The organism is Pseudomonas panipatensis (assembly GCF_900099785.1).
In the GTDB taxonomy this organism is placed as follows: Bacteria; Pseudomonadota; Gammaproteobacteria; order Pseudomonadales; family Pseudomonadaceae; genus Pseudomonas; species Pseudomonas panipatensis.
In genome coordinates this window covers 234,445-251,579 of record NZ_FNDS01000006.1, presented here as the reverse complement: position 1 = coordinate 251,579, position 17,135 = coordinate 234,445, and the positions used below count along the sequence as shown (strand labels likewise).

At 69.3% G+C, this 17,135-nt stretch carries 14 protein-coding genes; 10 read left to right on the top strand and 4 right to left on the bottom strand.

The features are described from left to right. Position 1 precedes the first annotated feature (1 nt). From lpdA to BLQ74_RS15760, 5 genes are all read left to right on the top strand, one after another. Positions 2–1,402, top strand: coding sequence for a dihydrolipoyl dehydrogenase (gene lpdA, locus BLQ74_RS15780; protein ID WP_090263789.1), 1,401 nt, complete (start codon positions 2–4; stop codon positions 1,400–1,402). Between the two features lie 245 nt (positions 1,403–1,647). After that, positions 1,648–3,411: an FAD-dependent oxidoreductase gene (locus BLQ74_RS15775; protein ID WP_090263786.1), complete on the top strand. Its 1,764-nt coding sequence runs from the start codon at positions 1,648–1,650 to the stop codon at positions 3,409–3,411. After that, positions 3,378–4,217 carry an aldo/keto reductase gene (locus BLQ74_RS15770; RefSeq protein WP_090263784.1) on the top strand — a complete coding sequence of 280 codons (840 nt, stop codon included), beginning with the start codon at positions 3,378–3,380 and terminating at the stop codon, positions 4,215–4,217. Before BLQ74_RS15775 ends, BLQ74_RS15770 begins: the two co-directional genes overlap by 34 nt. A 227-nt stretch (positions 4,218–4,444) precedes the next feature. Then, positions 4,445–4,885 (top strand): type II 3-dehydroquinate dehydratase, encoded by a 441-nt coding sequence (gene aroQ / locus BLQ74_RS15765; protein WP_090263782.1) that lies wholly within the window; start codon positions 4,445–4,447, stop codon positions 4,883–4,885. A gap of 5 nt (positions 4,886–4,890) precedes the next feature. Then, positions 4,891–5,754 carry a shikimate dehydrogenase gene (locus BLQ74_RS15760; RefSeq protein ID WP_090263780.1) on the top strand — a complete coding sequence of 288 codons (864 nt, stop codon included), beginning with the start codon at positions 4,891–4,893 and terminating at the stop codon, positions 5,752–5,754. 67 nt (positions 5,755–5,821) lie between these two features. Here the strand turns inward: BLQ74_RS15760 and BLQ74_RS15755 are convergent, their stop codons facing one another. Beyond that, positions 5,822–6,565 (bottom strand): sulfite exporter TauE/SafE family protein, encoded by a 744-nt coding sequence (locus BLQ74_RS15755; RefSeq protein ID WP_090263778.1) that lies wholly within the window; start codon positions 6,563–6,565, stop codon positions 5,822–5,824. A gap of 99 nt (positions 6,566–6,664) precedes the next feature. Further along, on the bottom strand, positions 6,665–7,435 hold the full coding sequence (locus tag BLQ74_RS15750) for an IclR family transcriptional regulator domain-containing protein (protein WP_090263776.1): 771 nt from the start codon (positions 7,433–7,435) through the stop codon (positions 6,665–6,667). A gap of 207 nt (positions 7,436–7,642) precedes the next feature. Here BLQ74_RS15750 and BLQ74_RS15745 point away from each other — a divergent pair, with 207 nt between their 5' ends. From BLQ74_RS15745 to BLQ74_RS15730, 4 genes are all read left to right on the top strand, one after another. Next, entirely contained in the window at positions 7,643–8,452 is an 810-nt protein-coding gene (locus BLQ74_RS15745; protein ID WP_090263774.1) for a shikimate dehydrogenase family protein, read from the top strand. Between the two features lie 4 nt (positions 8,453–8,456). Next, positions 8,457–10,202 (top strand): FAD-dependent oxidoreductase, encoded by a 1,746-nt coding sequence (locus BLQ74_RS15740; RefSeq protein WP_090263772.1) that lies wholly within the window; start codon positions 8,457–8,459, stop codon positions 10,200–10,202. A gap of 2 nt (positions 10,203–10,204) precedes the next feature. Next, complete coding sequence (locus BLQ74_RS15735; RefSeq protein WP_090263770.1) at positions 10,205–10,525, top strand: NIPSNAP family protein; 321 nt, start codon at positions 10,205–10,207, stop codon at positions 10,523–10,525. Positions 10,526–10,586: 61 nt separating this feature from the next. After that, positions 10,587–12,338, top strand: a complete 1,752-nt coding sequence (locus BLQ74_RS15730; protein ID WP_090263768.1) for an FAD-dependent oxidoreductase — start codon at positions 10,587–10,589, stop codon at positions 12,336–12,338. On the opposite strand, the gene BLQ74_RS15725 is transcribed toward BLQ74_RS15730, so the two are convergent. Together BLQ74_RS15725 and quiC are read right to left on the bottom strand one after the other, a co-directional pair. After that, on the bottom strand, positions 12,323–12,991 hold the full coding sequence (locus BLQ74_RS15725; RefSeq protein ID WP_090263766.1) for a TetR/AcrR family transcriptional regulator: 669 nt from the start codon (positions 12,989–12,991) through the stop codon (positions 12,323–12,325). The genes BLQ74_RS15730 and BLQ74_RS15725 overlap by 16 nt on opposite strands. 109 nt (positions 12,992–13,100) lie before the next feature. Next, positions 13,101–15,011, bottom strand: coding sequence for a 3-dehydroshikimate dehydratase QuiC (gene quiC, locus BLQ74_RS15720; protein WP_090263763.1), 1,911 nt, complete (start codon positions 15,009–15,011; stop codon positions 13,101–13,103). Between the two features lie 579 nt (positions 15,012–15,590). Between quiC and BLQ74_RS15715 the strand changes: the two genes are divergently transcribed. Further along, positions 15,591–16,922 carry an MFS transporter gene (locus tag BLQ74_RS15715; RefSeq protein WP_090263761.1) on the top strand — a complete coding sequence of 444 codons (1,332 nt, stop codon included), beginning with the start codon at positions 15,591–15,593 and terminating at the stop codon, positions 16,920–16,922. Positions 16,923–17,135 lie beyond the last annotated feature (213 nt).

Sequence of the window (17,135 nt, the reverse complement as noted above, 5' to 3'; positions counted from 1 at the left end):
CATGAGCCAGACGCTGCAAACCACCCTGCTGATCGTCGGCGGCGGCCCCGGCGGCTACGTCGCCGCCATCCGCGCCGGGCAACTGGGCATCGCCACCATACTGGTGGAAGGCGCCGCCCTCGGCGGCACCTGCCTGAACATCGGCTGCATCCCATCCAAGGCGCTGATCCATGTCGCCGAGGAATTCCACAAGGCCCGCGAGTACGCCGGACAATCGCGCCTGGGCATCCGCGTCGAAGCGCCGAGCCTCGACATCGCGCGCAGCCTGGAATGGAAGGACGGCATCGTCGACCGCCTCACCAGCGGCGTCGCCGCCCTGCTGAAGAAGCACGGCGTGCAGGTGCTGCAGGGCTGGGCGAGCATCGTCGACGGCAAGACCCTCGACGTGGCCCTGGCCGGCGGCGGCACCCAACGCGTGCAGGGCGAGCACCTGCTGCTGGCGGCCGGCTCGCAGAGCGTCGAGCTGCCCGGCCTGCCCTATGGCGGCAAGGTCATCTCCTCCACCGAAGCCCTGGCGCCCAAGGCCCTGCCCAAGCGCCTGGTGGTGGTCGGCGGCGGCTACATCGGCCTGGAACTGGGCAGCGCCTACCGCAAACTCGGCGTCGAGGTGGCGGTGGTCGAAGCCCAGCCGCGCATCCTGCCCAGCTATGACGAAGAACTGACCAAGCCGGTCGCCACGGCCCTGCGCAAGCTCGGCGTGCAGCTCTACAGCGGGCACAGCGTGCTCGGCCTGAATGCCGCGGGCGACGCCCTGTGCGTGCGCAACGGCGCCGGCGAGACAGTGGAAATCGCCGCCGACCAGGTACTGGTCGCGGTCGGCCGCAAGCCGCGCACCGACGGCTGGAACTTGGAAAGCCTGCGCCTGGACATGAATGGCCGCGCGCTGAAGATCGACGAACAGTGCCGCACCTCGATGCGCAACGTCTGGGCCATCGGCGACCTCGCCGGCGAACCCATGCTGGCGCACCGCGCCATGGCCCAGGGCGAGATGGTCGCCGAACTCATCGCCGGCAAGCGCCGCGCCTTCGCGCCCGCGGCGATCCCGGCGGTGTGCTTCACCGACCCGGAAGTGGTATCGGTCGGCCTGAGCCCGGAACAGGCCCAGGCCGCGCATCCCGACTGCCTGGTGGCGCAATTCCCCTTCGCCGCCAACGGCCGCGCCATGACCCTGGAGTCCAGCGACGGCTTCGTCCGCGTGCTGGCGCGCCGCGACAACCACCTGATCCTCGGCTGGCAGGCGGTGGGCAAGGCGGTCTCCGAGCTGTCCACGGCCTTCATCCAGTCCATCGAGATGGGCGCGCGCCTGGAAGACATCGCCGGCACCATCCACGCCCACCCGACCCTCGGCGAAGCGGTGCAGGAAGCGGCGCTGCGCGCCCTCGGCCACGCCCTGCACATCTGATCGCAGCGGGGCGCCTGGCGGCCTCCAGCGCCCCATGGGCGGATGACTCGCAACGGGTTATCCGCCCGCCCCGGTCGATCGCCCCACCCTGCTGCGTCTCCCCTCCCCAATCCCCGAGTGGCCGGTTATCGACCACTAGTTGCGCCGGCTCGACACCCGGCCCTTGCGTCCGTCGCGCCCGAAAAAGATTATGGAACCCGGTTCCAGAAAACTAAAAATCGCCCTACCTTCGGAGACACTGCCCGATGTCCGTGGTCCCCCCCGCCGCTTCCCTTGAATGCGATCTGCTGGTGATCGGCTCCGGCGCCGCCGGCCTGGCCGCCGCCGTGACCGCCGCCTGGCATGGGCAGAACGTCATCCTGGTAGAAAAGGCCCCGGTGTTCGGTGGCGCCACCGCCTGGTCCGGCGGCTGGGCCTGGGTGCCGCGCAACCCGCTGGCGCGGCGCGCCGGTATCGAGGAAGACATCGAGCAGCCGCGCCGCTACCTGCGCCATGAACTGGGCGAGCACTACGACGCCGCGCGGGTCGATGCCTTCCTCGACGCCGCGCCGCAGATGGTGGCCTTCTTCGAGCAGCACACCGCGCTGCAATTCGCCGAGGGCAACGGCATCCCCGACATGCATGGCGACAGCCCCGGCGCCGCCACCGGCGGGCACCAGGTGATCGCCGCGCCCTACGACGCCCGCGAAGTCGCCGACCTCCTGCCACGCCTGCGCAAGACCCTGCGCGAAACCTCCTTCATGGGCATGCCGATCATGGCCGGCGCCGATCTCGCCGCCTTCCTCAACATGACCCGCTCGCCGCGCGCCTTCCTCCACGTCACCCGGCGCTTCCTCACTCACCTCTACCACCTGGCCCGCTATGGCCGCGCCATGCACCTGGTCAACGGCGTGGCGCTGGTCGCGCGCCTGGCCAGGTCCGCCGCCGACCTCGGCGTGCAACTGCTGGAATCGACCCCGGCCAAGCGCCTGCTGCTGGAGGACGGCGCCGTGCGCGGGGCCATCGTGCAGAGCCCACAGGGCGAGCTGCGTATCCGCGCCGGCGCGGTGGTGCTGGCGGCCGGCGGCTTCCCCAACGATGCCGAACGCCGGCGCCAGCTCTTCCCGCGTGACGCCAGCGGCCACGACAACCTGGCGCTGCCGCCGGCCTCCTGCTCCGGCGACGGCCTGCGCCTGGGCGAGTCGGCCGGTGGCCAGGTCGATACCCGGCTGCGATCGCCGGTGGCCTGGGCGCCGGTATCCAAGGTGCCCCATGGCGACGGCAACGTCGGGCACTTCCCGCACATCATCGAACGCGGCAAGCCGGGCATCATCGGCGTGCTGGCCAACGGCAAGCGCTTCGTCAACGAAGCCCACGGTTACTACGACTACGTGTCGGCGATGATCGCCGCCGTGCCACCGGACCAGGAAGCCTGCTCCTGGCTGATCTGCGACCACGCGTTCCAGCGCCGCTACGGCCTCGGCTACGCCCGCCCGGCGCCGCTGCCGGTGGCGCCGCATGTGCGCAGCGGCTACCTCAAGCGCGGCGACAGCCTGAAACAACTGGCCCTGGCCTGCGGCATCGACCCCGCCGGCCTGGTCGCCACCGTGAGCGAATACAACCGCCACGCGCGCAACGGCGAAGACCCGGCCTTCGGGCGTGGCTCGACGCCCTTCAACCGCAAGCAGGGCGACCCGCTGCGCGGCGGCGCCAACCCCTGCGTGGCGCCCATCGAGCACGGTCCCTTCTACGCGGTGAAGGTGCAGCCCGGCTGCTTCGGCACCTTCGCCGGCCTGAAGACCGACGGCCAGGCCCGCGTGCTCGACGCCAGCGGCCAGCCGATTGCCGGCCTCTATGCCGCCGGCACCGACATGGCCAGCGTGTTCGGTGGCTACTATCCGTCCGGCGGCATCAACCTCGGCCCGGCGCTGACCTTCGGCTACATCGCCGGCCGCCACGCCGCAGGCGCCACTTCCACGGAAAACGGAGCCACCCCATGCCCCCACGCATCCGCAACCGCCACGGGCTGAACATGCCCACGCTCGGCCTCGGCACCTGGCCGATGACCGGCGACACCTGCACCCGCGCCGTGCTTCAGGCGCTGGAGTTGGGCTATCGGCACATCGACACCGCCGCCGGCTACGCCAACGAGGACGCCGTCGGCCAGGCCCTGGCCGACAGCCCGGTGCCGCGCGAGGACATCCACGTCACCAGCAAGGTCTGGTGGGATCGCCTGGAACCGCAGGCCATGCGCCAGTCCCTCGACGACAGCCTGCGCGCGCTGCGCAGCGACTACCTGGACCTGTTCATGATCCACTGGCCGGGCAACCAGGGCAGCCTGGCCGGCGACGACCTGCGGCGCAGCATCGACACCCTGGTCGCCGCCCGCGACAGCGGCAAGGCGCGCGCCATCGGCGTGGCCAATTTCCCCCTGGCGCTGCTGCGCGAAGTGGTCGAGCAACGGGCCGCGCCGCTGGCGGCGATCCAGGTCGAATACCACCTGCTGCTCGACCAGCAGGCCCTGCTCGACTATGCCCGCGCCCATGACATGGCACTGATCGCCTACACCCCGCTGGGCCGTGGGCGCATGCTCGAAGAGCCGGTGATCCGCGACATCGCCGCGCGGCACCAGGCGCTGCCCAGCCAGGTCGCCTTGAGCTGGCTGCTGGAGCAGGACGCGGTGGCGGCCATTCCCAAGGCCGCCAGCCTGGCCAACCAGCAGTCCAACCTCGATGCCCTGCGCCTGCGGCTGGACGAGCAGGATCGCGCGCGCATCGCCGCCCTGCCGAAGCACCTGCGCCTGGTCAGCCCGGACTTCGCACCGCGCTGGGACTGAAGCCGCCGCCCGGCGCTCGATAATCGAACACTTCCGCATCACCTTCCAGCGCCCCCGGCGCGGCCTGCAAGCCGCGCCGGCAGTGGCTTGCAGCCTGGCGCACAGCGCGCACGACAAAGCCAGCGGCGTCCGGCGCACTGACGCCCGATTGACGAAAGTAACCGTTTGGTACATTTTCCAGAGCACCGCCCCTGAGCGGCTGCCCAGACCAACAAGAGACACCTCCCATGCCCCTCCCGCTCCTGATTCTCAACGGTCCTAACCTGAATCTGCTCGGCACCCGCGAACCGGCCACCTATGGCTACGAAACGCTGGCCGACATCGAGGCGCTGTGCCAAGCCTGCGCCGCCGAAAAGGGCCTGGAAGTGGAATTCCGCCAGACCAACCATGAAGGCCAGTTGCTCGACTGGATCCACCAGGCACGCGGCCGTTGCGCCGGCATCGTGATCAACCCGGCGGCCTGGACCCACACCTCGGTGGCGATCCGCGACGCCCTGGCCGCCGTCGAGCTGCCGGTGATCGAAGTGCACCTGTCCAACGTGCACAAGCGCGAAGCCTTCCGCCACCACTCCTTCGTGTCGCCGATCGCCGTCGGCGTCATGGCCGGCTTCGGCAGCAACGGCTACCGCCTGGCCATCGAACACTTCGCCCACCTGCTGAAAGCCTGACCGCCATGACCGCCAAAACCTCGCACCCGTCCGTACTCGCCGGCCTGATCGGCGCCGGCATCCAGGCCTCGCGCACCCCCGCGCTGCACGAGCACGAAGGCGATGCCCAGGGCATCCGCTACCTCTACCGGCTGATCGACCTGGACCGCCTGCAACTGGGCATCGACGGCCTGCCCGAGCTGCTCACCGCCGCGCAGCGCATGGGCTTCACCGGCCTGAACATCACCTTCCCCTGCAAGCAGGCGGTGATCCCGCTGCTCGACGAGCTGTCCGACGAGGCGCGCGGCATCGGCGCGGTGAACACCGTGGTCTTCGCCGACGGCAAGCGCATCGGCCACAACACCGACTGCCTGGGCTTCGCCGAAGGCTTCCGGCGTGGCCTGCCGGACGTGCGCCGCAACCGCGTGGTGCAGATGGGCGCGGGCGGCGCGGGCGCTGCCGTGGCCCATGCGCTGCTGAGCGAAGGCGTCGAGCAACTGACCCTCTTCGAAGTCGACCCGAGCCGCGCCCAGGGCCTGGTCGATAACCTCAACGCGCACTTCGGCGCCGGCCGCGCCGTGGTCGGCCGCGACCTGCCGGCCGCCGTGGCCGCCGCCGACGGCCTGGTCAACACCACCCCGGTGGGTATGGCCAAGCTGCCCGGCACGCCGCTGCCGGTGGAACTGCTGCGCGCCGAGCTGTGGATCGCCGAGATCATCTACTTCCCACTGGAAACCGAACTGCTGCGGCATGCCCGCGCCCTCGGCTGCCGCACCCTCGACGGCGGCACCATGGCGGTGTTCCAGGCGGTCAAGGCGTTCGAACTGTTCAGCGGCCAGCCGGCCGACGCCGAGCGCATGCAGGCGCATTTCCTCGGCATGGGCAACTGACCCGCGCCGGCGAACCGCCGGCCCCCCTGGCAAAAGCCCCGGAGCGACCGCGCCGGGGCTTTTTCATTCAGCCGCGCCAATTCTCCAGCAGCAACTGCACCCCGGTGGCCAGCAGCCCCAGGCGGGCGATGCGGTAGAACCACAGGTGGTTGACCTTGTCCTGCAGCCAGATGCCGAGGAACACCCCGAGCACCACCACCGGCGCCAGCAGCAGGCTGGTGCCCAGGCTGGCCAGGGAGAACTGTCCGAGCAGCGCATAGGGCAGCAGCTTGATGGCGTTGGTGAGCAGGAAGAACAGGTTCACTGTGGCGATGTAGCGCACCTTCTCCATCTGCTGCGGCAGCAGGTACATCATGATCGGCGGGCCGCCGGCATGGGCGACGAAGCTGGTGAAGCCGGCGATCGCGGAGAGCACCACGCCCTTGCCCGCCGCGGCCGGCGCCGGGTGTGCGGCGGCGCGCGCGGTAAGACCATTGAGCAGGACGAAGACGATGGCGATGGCGCCGATCAGCAGGGCGATGAAGCGCTCGCTGAGCAGGCCGAAGCTGAGGCTGCCGGCAAGCACGCCGAGCAAGGCGCCGGGCAGCATGATCTTCAGGTTGCGCACATCCCACTTGCCGTAGAAACGCCGCAGCCCGGTGATGTCGGCCATGCAGAGGATCGGCAGCATCAGCGCGGCGGCCTGGGTCGGCGGCATCGCCAGGGCCATCAGCGGCACGGCGATGCCGCCCAGGGCGCCGCCGAAGCCGCCCTTGGAAACGCCGGTGAGCAGCACGGCGGGAATGGCCACCAGGAAGAAGTCGAGGGTCATGCGGGGGCTCGTCGGAAGTCGCTGGGCGCAAGGCTGCGCATTATGCCGTGGGCGCGCCAGGCGGCGGGCCGTGGCGGGCGATCAGCGCACGCAAAGGCATCAATCCAGCACCGGCCGCAGCAAGGCCTGCGCCTCATACAGCGGCGCCAGGTAGCGCTGGCGCAACTCGTCCTGGTTCAGCCGCGAGGCGTGGGTGGTGATCGCCAGGGTCGCCTTGAGCCGGCCACCGCGATCGCACAGCGGCACGCCGAGCACGCGCATGCCGATCTCGTACTCCTGATCGACCAGGCTGTAGCCCTGGGCCGCGACCCGGGCGATTTCCGCCGTCAGCGCAGCGATGTCGGTCTGCGTATAGGGCGTCAGCGCGCGCGGCGGATTGCGCTGGAAGTATGCCTGCAGGTCCGCCGCCTCCAGGCTCGCCAGCCACAGCCGGCCGCTGGCGGTGCAGTACATCGGCACCCGCGAGCCGGGGCGGATCGACAGCGAGGCGATGTGGCTGTAGCGGCTGCGCACCACATGGATGATCTCGTCGCCGTCGCGGGTGCCGACCGACACATGCTCCTGGGTCTGCCGCGCCACCTGCTCGACGATCGGCCGCAGCATGCGCGGCAACTGCGCCGAATCGACGTAGGCCTGGCCGATGCGCAAGGCCTTGGGGGTCAGCCAGTAGTGGCGGTTGTCGGTCTCGGCGAAGCCCTCGTGCACCAGGGTCAGCAGGAAGCGCCGCGCCGCGCTCGGCGTCAGCCCGGAGAGCCGCGCCGCCTCGGGCACGCTCAGGCGCGGTTGCTCGGCGCTGAACAACTGCATCAGCGCCAGGCCCTTCTGCAGGCCGGCGATCAGGTCGCGCGGGTGAATCACGGTCTTGTCCACGAGAAGGCTCCAGGGTGTCTGCCGCAGAGCATGGTCAGCCAGCGGGGCGCTGGGAACAGCTGGGCATGAGGAATTTCGCCATGGCAGTGCGATTATCGCAAGTCGGCTGCGATTAACGCGCCAAACGCCCGATAAGCGCGTTGAGCCACCCTCCCGACGGCGGCAACCTTGGCGGCAGAACAACGCCAAGAACCCCTGGAGGTCAGCATGATTCGTGGTTCGACCGAACTGGTCGCGATCGTCGGTTCGCCCATTGCGCAGGTGAAATCGCCGGAGAACTTCAACACCTGGTTCGCCGCCAACGGCCGGGACCTGGCGATGATCGCCATCGACCTGCGGGACAACGCGCTGGACGCCTTCCTCGCCAGCCTGCGCGGCTGGCGCAACCTGCGTGGCTGCGTAGTCACCGTGCCCTACAAGCAGAGCCTCGCCGGGCGCCTCGATGGCCTCAGCGCGCGCGCCGCCGCGCTGCGTTCGGTCAACGTCATCCGCCGCGACGCCGACGGCCGCCTGCTCGGCGACAACGTCGACGGCGAAGGCTTCCTCAACGCGGCCCGCGCCCAGGGTTTCGACGCCCGTGGCAAGCGCGCCCTGGTGCTCGGCGCCGGCGGCGTCGGCAGCGCCATCGCCTACGCGCTGGCCGAGGCCGGGGTCAGCCGGCTGCTGCTTGCCGATCCCGGCGCGGAACGCCTCAGCGCCCTCGCCGAGCTGCTCGGCAAGGCCTTCCCGGCGCTGACCATCGACACCGGCTACGCCAGCCTGGAAGGCCTGGACCTGCTGGTCAACGCCTCGCCAGTGGGCATGGGCGACAGCGGCGAACTGCCGCTGCCGGCCGCCCTGCTCGATGGCTTGCGCCCCGCCACCCTGGTCGCCGATGTGGTCACCGCGCCGGAAATCACCCCGCTGCTGGCCGCCGCCCGCGCGCGCGGCTGCGCGATCCAGAGCGGCGCGCAAATGGCCCGCGCCCAGCTCGGCAACCTCGGCGCCTTCATGGGCGTGACGCCGCTGGAGATCTGAGGCCATGAACAGCATTGCCCGTCCCGCCTTCACCCACGAATACGATGTCGTGGTGCTCGGCAGCGGCGCCGCCGCCTTCGCCGCCGCGGCCACCGCCGCCTGCCATGGCCTGCGCGTACTGATCGTGGAAAAGGCCGCCCGCTTCGGCGGCACCTCGGCGATCTCCGGGGGCGCCGCCTGGATCCATGGCAGCAACCAGGCCCGCGCCGCTGGCGTCGAGGATTCGCCGGAAGCCATGCGCCGCTACCTGAAGCGAATCATCGGCGCCGGCTACGACGCCGCGCTGGTCGATGCCTTCATCGAGCGCGGCCATGAAGCGCTGCGCTGGCTGGAGGCGCACACCGAGCTGCGCTATGCGCTGCGCCCGCTGTCGCCGGACTACTACCCCGACGAGGAAGGCGCCACCGACTTCGGCCGCGCCCTGGAGATGGTCGAGTACGACGGCCGCCGGCTCGGCGAGCGCTTCAAGGACCTGCGCATGCCGCCGCCGGGCATGCTGCTGTTCGGCGGCATGATGGTCAATCGCGTGGACATCCAGCATTTCCTCAGCTTCCGCCGCTCGCCGAAGTCCCTCTGGCATTGCCTGAAACTGCTGGCCCGCTACGGCCTCGACCGCCTCAGCCAGCCGCGCGGCACCCGCCTGACCACCGGCAACGCCTTGATCGCGCGGCTGGCCAGCAGCGCTTTCGCCCAGGGCGCCGAGCTGTGGTTGAACAGCGCCGCCAAGGCACTGATCGTCGAACAGGGCGCGGTGCTCGGCGTCGAGGTCCAGCGCGCCGGCGGCGTCGAGCGGGTGCGCGCGCGCGGCGGGGTGGTCTGCGCCATGGGCGGCTTCGCCGCTGGCGCCATCGCCGCGGCGAACCGCCCGGACACCGGCTCGCCGCACCTGAGCATGTCGCCGGCGGAAAACGACGGCGCCGCCCTGCGCCTGGGCGCAGCGGTCAACGCCGCCAGCGGCCAGGACCTGGCCGCCAACTTCTTCTGGGCGCCGGTTTCCGAGCTGTGTCACGCCAATGGCGAGCGCGAACGCTTCCCGCACCTGGTCACCGACCGCGCCAAGCCCGGGGTGATCGCGGTGAACCGCGCCGGCCAGCGCTTCGTCAACGAGTCGAACTCCTACCACTACTTCGTCCAGGCGATGTTCTCCGGCAACCCGTCCGCCGGCGGCAACGCGCCCTGCTGGCTGATCTGCGACGCCAGCGCGATGGACGCCTACGGCCTCGGCCTGGCGCGGCCCAAGCCGGTGAACAACGCGGCACTGATCGACGCCGGCTACCTGCACCGCGCCGCTTCGCCGGAAGCCCTGGCCACCGCCATCGGCGTCGATCCGCAGGGCCTGCGCGCCACACTCGAACGCTTCAACGCCGACGCCCGCGACGGCGTCGACCGCGCCTTCGGCAAGGGCGGCAACAGCTACAACCGCTACATGGGCGACCCGGCGCACCAGCCCAATCCATGCCTGGCGCCACTGAGCAAGGCGCCCTACTACGCCATCCGCGTGCACACCGGCGACCTCGGTTCGGCGCGCGGCCTGCTGACCGACGCCCAGGCCAATGTGCTCGACCGCGACGGCGCGCCCATCGCCGGCCTGTACGCCGCCGGCAACGACATGAACTCGCTGATGCGCGGCACCTACCCCGGCCCCGGCATCACCATCGGCCCCGGCCTGACCTTCGGCTGGATCGCCGCCATGCACATCGCCGAGCGCCTGCGCGCACCGGCCGCACTGACCACTCAACGGGAGCTCTGAACATGTATTACGAACTGCGTACCTACACCATCGATCCGCTGAAATTGGGCGATTGGCTGGCCCTCTACCAGAGCCACGCGCTGCCGGTGCAGAGTGAGCACCTGGGACGCCTGGTGGGCTTCTTCACCACCGAATTCGGCGAAGCCAACCAGGTCCAGCACATCTGGGCCTACGACAGCCTCGACGAACGCGCCGCCTGTCGCGCGCGCATGGCCGCCGACCCGCGCTGGGCGGAATTCGGCCGGCGCAACCGGGAACTCGGCGCGGTGCTGCGCCTGGAGTCGCGCCTGCTCAAGCCGACCGCCTTCTCGCCGCTGCCCTGAGCCCTGTCGCGGCGGCCCGGCAATCGCTGGCCGTCGCCCCACTCCCATTCGGACGCTTTGCATGCAACAGACGCGCATCCTCGACTGCGATGTCCTGGTCATCGGCTCCGGCGCCGCCGGCCTGGCCGCCGCGGTGACCGCCGCACACCACGGGCTGACGGTGATAGTGGCGGAAAAGGCCAGCCAGCTCGGCGGCACCAGCGCCTGGTCCGGCGGCTGGCTATGGATTCCACGCAACCCGCTGGCGGTGGCCGAGGGCCTGCTGGAAGAAGGCGACGCGCCGGAGCGCTACCTGCGCGCGCAGACCCAGCGCGACGTCCTCGATGAACGCCAGCGCGCCTTTCTCCAGCACGGCCCGGCGATGGTCGAGTTCTTCCAGCGCCACACCGCCGTGCGCTTCGTCTGCGGCAGCCGCATGCCCGACATGCACGAGGGTGACGGTGCCGTCCGCGGCGGCCGCTCGCTCTGCGCGCAACCCTTCGATGGCCGCCTGCTCGGCCCGTGGATCGACAAGCTGCGCGCGCCGCTGGACATCGTCAGCCTGGCCGGCATGGGCATCGCCGGCGGCGCCGACATGGCCAACTTCTTCAACGCCAGCCGCTCGCCGAGAGCCGCGCTCTACGTCGCCGGGCGCCTGCTGCGGCATACCCGCGACCTGCTCCGCCACGGGCGCGGCATGCACCTGGTCAACGGCAATGCCCTGGTCGCGCGCCTGCTGCGCAGCGCTTTGGACCTGGGCGTGAGCCTACTCACCGAAGCGCCGGCCAACGCCCTGCTGCGCGCCGACGGCCGTGTCTGCGGCGCGCGCCTCGCCGGCGGCCTGGAGGTTCGCGCGCGGCGCGGCGTGGTCCTGGCCTGCGGCGGCTTCCCGCATGACACCGCGCGCATCGCCGAATGGATGCCGCACGCGCCAAACGGCGTCGAGCACCGCTCCGCCGCGCCAGCGCAGAACAGCGGCGACGGCCTGCGCCTGGGCGAAGCGGTCGGCGCCCAGCTCAGCGGCGAACTGGCCCATGCCGGGGCCTGGGCGCCGGTGTCGCTGGTGCCGCGCGGCGACGGCACGCTCGGCCACTTCCCGCACCTGATCGACCGCGCCAAGCCCGGCTTCCTCGCCGTGCGCCGCGACGGCCGGCGCTTCTGCAACGAGGCCGACTGCTACCACGACTTCATGAATGCGCTGTTCCGCGCCACCCCGGCCGGCGAGCCGCACGAAGCCTGGCTGATCTGCGACCGCCAGGCGCGCCGCCGCTATGGCATCGGCTGGGCCAAGCCCTGGCCCTTCCCGGCGGCCTGGTACGAACGGCGCGGCTATCTGTTCAAGGGCCGCGACCTGGCCGAACTGGCGGATCGCTGCGGGATCGACGCCGAACGACTGGCGGCCAGCGTGGCGCGCTTCAATGAACAGGCGGCGCGCGGCGAGGACCCGGATTTCCAGCGTGGCGCCTCGGCCTACAACAAAGCCCAGGGCGAGCCGCTGAACCGCCCCAACCCGTCGCTGCGGGCGCTGCGCCAGGGGCCGTTCTATGCGGTGAAGTTGCTGCCGGGCAGCCTCGGCACCTTCGCCGGGCTCTGCACCGACGCCTCGGCGCGGGTGCTGGATGCCCGGCAGCAGCCGATTGCCGGTCTGTTCGCGGTGGGCAACGACATGGCCAGCGTGATGGCCGGGCACTACCCCAGCGGCGGCATCACCCTGGGACCGGGGATGACCTTCGGCTATCTCGCCGGCTTGGCCCTGGCCAGGCAGAGCGACCGACCGGTGCCGGCAGCGCCCCGGGAGCCGTGCGAATGCGCCACGCCTCAGCGCTGGATGTAGCGCAGCACCGCCTCGCAGATCATCGCCTTGTGGCGCTGCTTGACCTGCTCGTCGGCCAGGTCGATCTGGAAGATTTCGCCGAAGGTGTTGCGGTTCGACACGCGGTAGAAGCAGAAGGAACTGATCAGCAGGTGCAGGTCGAGCGGGTCGATGCCGGCGCGGAACAGCCCCTGCGCCTCGCCGCGGCGAAGAATCTCGGCCAGCGAATGGAGCATGGTGTTGCTCATCGAGCGGATCACCGTGGACTTCTTCACGTTCTCGCCGTGATGGATGTTCTCGATGCTGACGATGCGCACGAAGTCGATGTTGCGGTCATGGTGGTCGAAGGCGAACTCCACCGTGCGGCGGATCGCTTCCAGCGGCTCCAGCTCGGCCAGATGCAACTTGCTTTCAGTCTGCCGGATATCGCCGTAGAGCTTCTCCAGGACCTCGACATAGAGCTGCTCCTTGCTGCCGAAGTAGTAATAGATCATGCGCTTGGAGGTATGCGTGCGCTCGGCGATGGCATCGACCCGCGCCCCGGACAGCCCCTGCTGGACGAACTCGGCGACGGCCGCCTGGAGGATACCCTCGCGGGTCTTCTCGGGATTGTTCTTGCGACCCTTGCCACGAACTTCCACAGGGGTTTCAAGGGTATCGGCGACGTTCGACATAGCAGGCTCACAGCCAAGGGCGGAATTGCGGCAATTATGGTCCGAGCCAAGGCGCGAAGGAAGAACGCGCGGCGACGATCGCTCGCCGCCGCCAGCCGGTCCGTGCGGCTTACAGCTTCACCTTGCGCGCCGCGCCGCTGCGCGCCTTGGCCATGGCCGCCAGGCGCACCGCGACGTTCGCCGCGCCGTAGCCGACGTAACCATTGCGCCGCTGCAGCAGCTCGAAGAAGAAGCGGCCTTCGAAGGGCTCGGTATACACATGGAACAGCTCGCCGCCCTGGGCATCGCGATCGTAGAGCACGTTGAAGTAGGCCAGCTCGCTGAGGAACTCGTCATCGAAGTCGAAACGCGCGGCCAGGTCGTCGTAGTAGTTCAGCGGGATGTCCAGCAGCGGCACGCCGGCTTCCTTGGCGCGGGTCACTTCGGCGAACAGGTCGTCGCAGGCGAAGGCGATGTGGTGCACGCCCGAGCCGCGGTAGCTGGACAGCGCATGGGAGATCGCCGTGTTGCGGTTCTCCGAGATGTTCAGCGGCAAGCGCACGCTGCCGCAGCGGCTGCGGATGGCGCGGCTTTTCACCAGGCCGTATGGGTCCGGCAGGACCACTTCGTCGTCGGCCTCGAAATCGAACAGGCTCTTGTAGAACAGCACCCAGCTATCCAGGCTCTCGGCCGGCAGGGCCATGGCCATGTGGTCGATGCGGGTCAGGCTGCCGCTGGCGACGGCCTGGTCGTTCACCTTGAAGTCGCTGTCGTAGATGGTCTGTCCAGGCTGGCCCGGCTCCACCAGGTAGATCAGGCTGCCGTCCGGCGCGCGCACCGCCGGGATTTCCCGCTCGTTGGGGCCGACCAGGCCACGGAACGGCTGGCCCTTGAAGGCCTGCGCGCGCTCCAGCGCCTGGGCGCCGTCGCGCACCCGCAGCGCGGTGGCACACAGCGAGGGGCCGTGGGCCTCGAAAAAGTTGTGGGCGAAGGAATAGGGCTCGGCGTTGAGCACCAGGTTGATATCGCCCTGGCGCAGCAGGCTGACCGCCTTCGAGCGGTGCTCGCCGGCACGGGCGAAACCGAGGCTTTCCAGCCAGCCGGCGAGGCGCGCGCCCTGGGCTTCGTCGACGGCGAATTCGAGGAATTCGACACCGTCGTAGCGGCTCGCCGGCGGCGGCGCGAAGAGCAGGTCAGTCTGCGCGGCGGGCGCGCCTTCCTGCTCCAGCAGGCGGCGGGTCTTCTCTTCCAGGTAAAGCAGCGAGCGCAGGCCGTCGGCGGCATTGGCACGGGTCGGCGCGGCGCGGAAGCCGTCGTTGAAGATTTCCAGCGACAGCGGGCCCTGGTAGCCGCTCTTCAGGATCGGTGCGAGGAAGCCGGGCAGGTCGAACTCGCCCTGGCCGGGGAAGCAACGGAAGTGCCGGCTCCACTCCAGCACGTCCATGGCCAGCAGGGGCGCGTCGGCCATCTGCACGAAGAAGATCTTCTCGCCGGGAATCTCGGCGATCCGGCTGGGATCGCCCTGCAGCGACAGGGTGTGGAAGCTGTCCAGCAACACGCCCAGGGCCGGATGGTCGGCGCTGCGGACGATGTCCCAGACCTGCTGCCAAGTGCGCACATGGCGACCCCAGGCCAGGGCTTCGTAGCCGATGCGCAGGCCACGGGCGCCGGCGCGCTCGGCGAGCAGGCGCAGGTCGTCGACGAGGATCTCGCGCTCGCCCAGGGAGTCGGCGGCGGTGTTGCTGCAGACCAGCACCAGGTCGGTGCCGAGTTCCTGCATCAGGTCGAACTTGCGTTCGGCGCGGTCGAGGTTGCGCGCCAGGCGGTCGCGGCGGCAGCCCTCGAAATCGCGGAACGGCTGGAACAGGGCGATCGCCAGTCCCAGGTCGGCGCACATCGCGCGCACGTCGCGCGGGCTGCCGTCGTAATAGAGCAGATCGTTTTCGAAGATTTCCACGCCGTCGAAACCGGCGGCGGCGATGGCTTCGAGTTTTTCGGGCAGGGTACCGCTCAGGGAGACGGTGGCGATCGAGCGCTGCATGCTTCAGCTCCTGGTCTGTGGGCTTCTCCGAGCCATGTCTGCGCGCAACCTGGACCAATCGTCGGCGCGCGCCGGAATTCGGCCAGCCCGGCAGGCGCAAGACTGGCCATTGAATTATTCGCAGGGTATTTTCGAGCGGCAACTCAAATTGTACGAACCAGTTAGTTTTGTGTTCGATCAGCGAACAGAAGGCCGGTTATCGAATTGACGCTTTTTCAACCGATGCGCAACATCGAAAACAGGCCACGGGGATTCACCTGAACGGTAGGCACTCTTCGCTGCCCTTGCCTGCCGAATGCCCGTGATCGAAACGCCGTAAGGCCATAACAATTTCAAGAATCAGGTACCGCCTCATGCACATGCACCCACACTCCGCCGCCTTGTCTCCGTCCGTCGCCCGCGCTTCGCTGCCGTTACACGCCCGCAGCCCGCAGGCCGCCCCGCGCGCCTGACCCAGACTCCAACGCCCGCCACCGCCCTGCCCGCGCGCCAGGCTCACTGACCTGACGCGGCGCTGTCGGCGCGGCGCGCACCACTTGTCGCGACTGCCCGCGCAGTCCCACAACGGACGGCTCCGAGATGATCCATACCCACGCTTCCTCCGTCGTATCGCCTACCCCGCATGCCTCGATCGGGCAGAAAATCCATGGCGCCTTCGCGGTCGGCAAGACCCGCTGGGCCATGCTCGCCCTGGTGTTCTTCGCCACCACGCTGAACTACATCGACCGTGCGGCGCTCGGCGTCATGCAGCCGATCCTGGCCAAGGCCATGAACTGGACGGCGATGGACTACGCCAACATCAACTTCTGGTTCCAGGTCGGCTACGCCATCGGCTTCGTGATCCAGGGCCGGCTCATCGACAACATCGGCGTGAAGCGCTCCTTCCTCTTCGCCGTGCTGCTCTGGAGCGTCGCCACCGGCTGCCATGGCCTGGCCACCTCGGCGATCGGCTTCATGGTCTGCCGCTTCATCCTCGGCCTGACCGAAGCCGCCAACTACCCGGCCTGCGTCAAGACCACCCGCCTGTGGTTCCCGGCCGGCGAGCGCGCTCTGGCCACCGGCCTGTTCAACGCCGGCACCAACGTCGGCGCCATGATCACCCCGGCGCTGCTGCCGCTGATCCTCTCGCTGTGGGGCTGGCAGGCCGCCTTCCTGTGCATGAGCGCCCTCGGCCTGGTCTGGGTGGTGCTCTGGGGCCTGAACTACTTCAACCCGGAAGAGCATCCGCGGGTGAAGAAAAGCGAGCTGGAATACATCCAGACCGACGCCGAGCCCGCCGCCGCGCGCGTGCCCTTCAGTCATATCCTGCGCATGCGCGGCACCTGGGCCTTCGCCCTGGCCTACTCGCTCACCGCGCCGGTGTTCTGGTTCTACCTGTACTGGCTGCCGCCGTTCCTCAACCAGCAGTACGGCCTGGGCATCAGCGTCACCCAGATGGGTATCCCGCTGATCCTCATCTGGCTGACCGCGGACTTCGGCAGCATCGGCGGCGGCGTCTTCTCGTCCTGGTTGATCGGCCGTGGCATGCGCGCCACCAGCGCACGCTTGCTGTCGATGCTGATCTTCGCCTGCACCATCGTCAGCGTGACCTTCGCCGCCCACGCCAGCGGCCTGTGGATCGCCGTGCTGGCCATCGCCCTGGCGGTCGGCGCGCACCAGGCCTGGACCGCGAACATCTGGAGCCTGGTCATGGACTACACGCCCAAGCACCTGGTGAGCACGGTGTTCGGTTTCGGCGGCATGTGCGCGGCCATCGGCGGCATGTTCATGACCCAGATCGTCGGCGCGATCCTGACCGCCACCAACAACAACTACGCCGTGCTCTTCACGCTGATCCCGGCGATGTACTTCATCGCCCTGACCTGGATGTACTTCATGGCCCCGCGCAAGGTACCGAGCAGCGCGGACTGAGCCTGCGGCAGTTTCGACATTCCACTCTCGGGGGCCCCATGGGCCCCTTTTTTTGTGCGCGAAACAGCAGATACTCCGCTGTTTCTAATCACTTGCCAGGATCACAAGAACCCGCACCTGAATCGCTCCAGCCCTTGTGTCAACTTTTCCATCATTCCCAGAGCAGAACGATAAAGCTCCTGGATTGAGAAACACCCAACCAACCCAATCGGA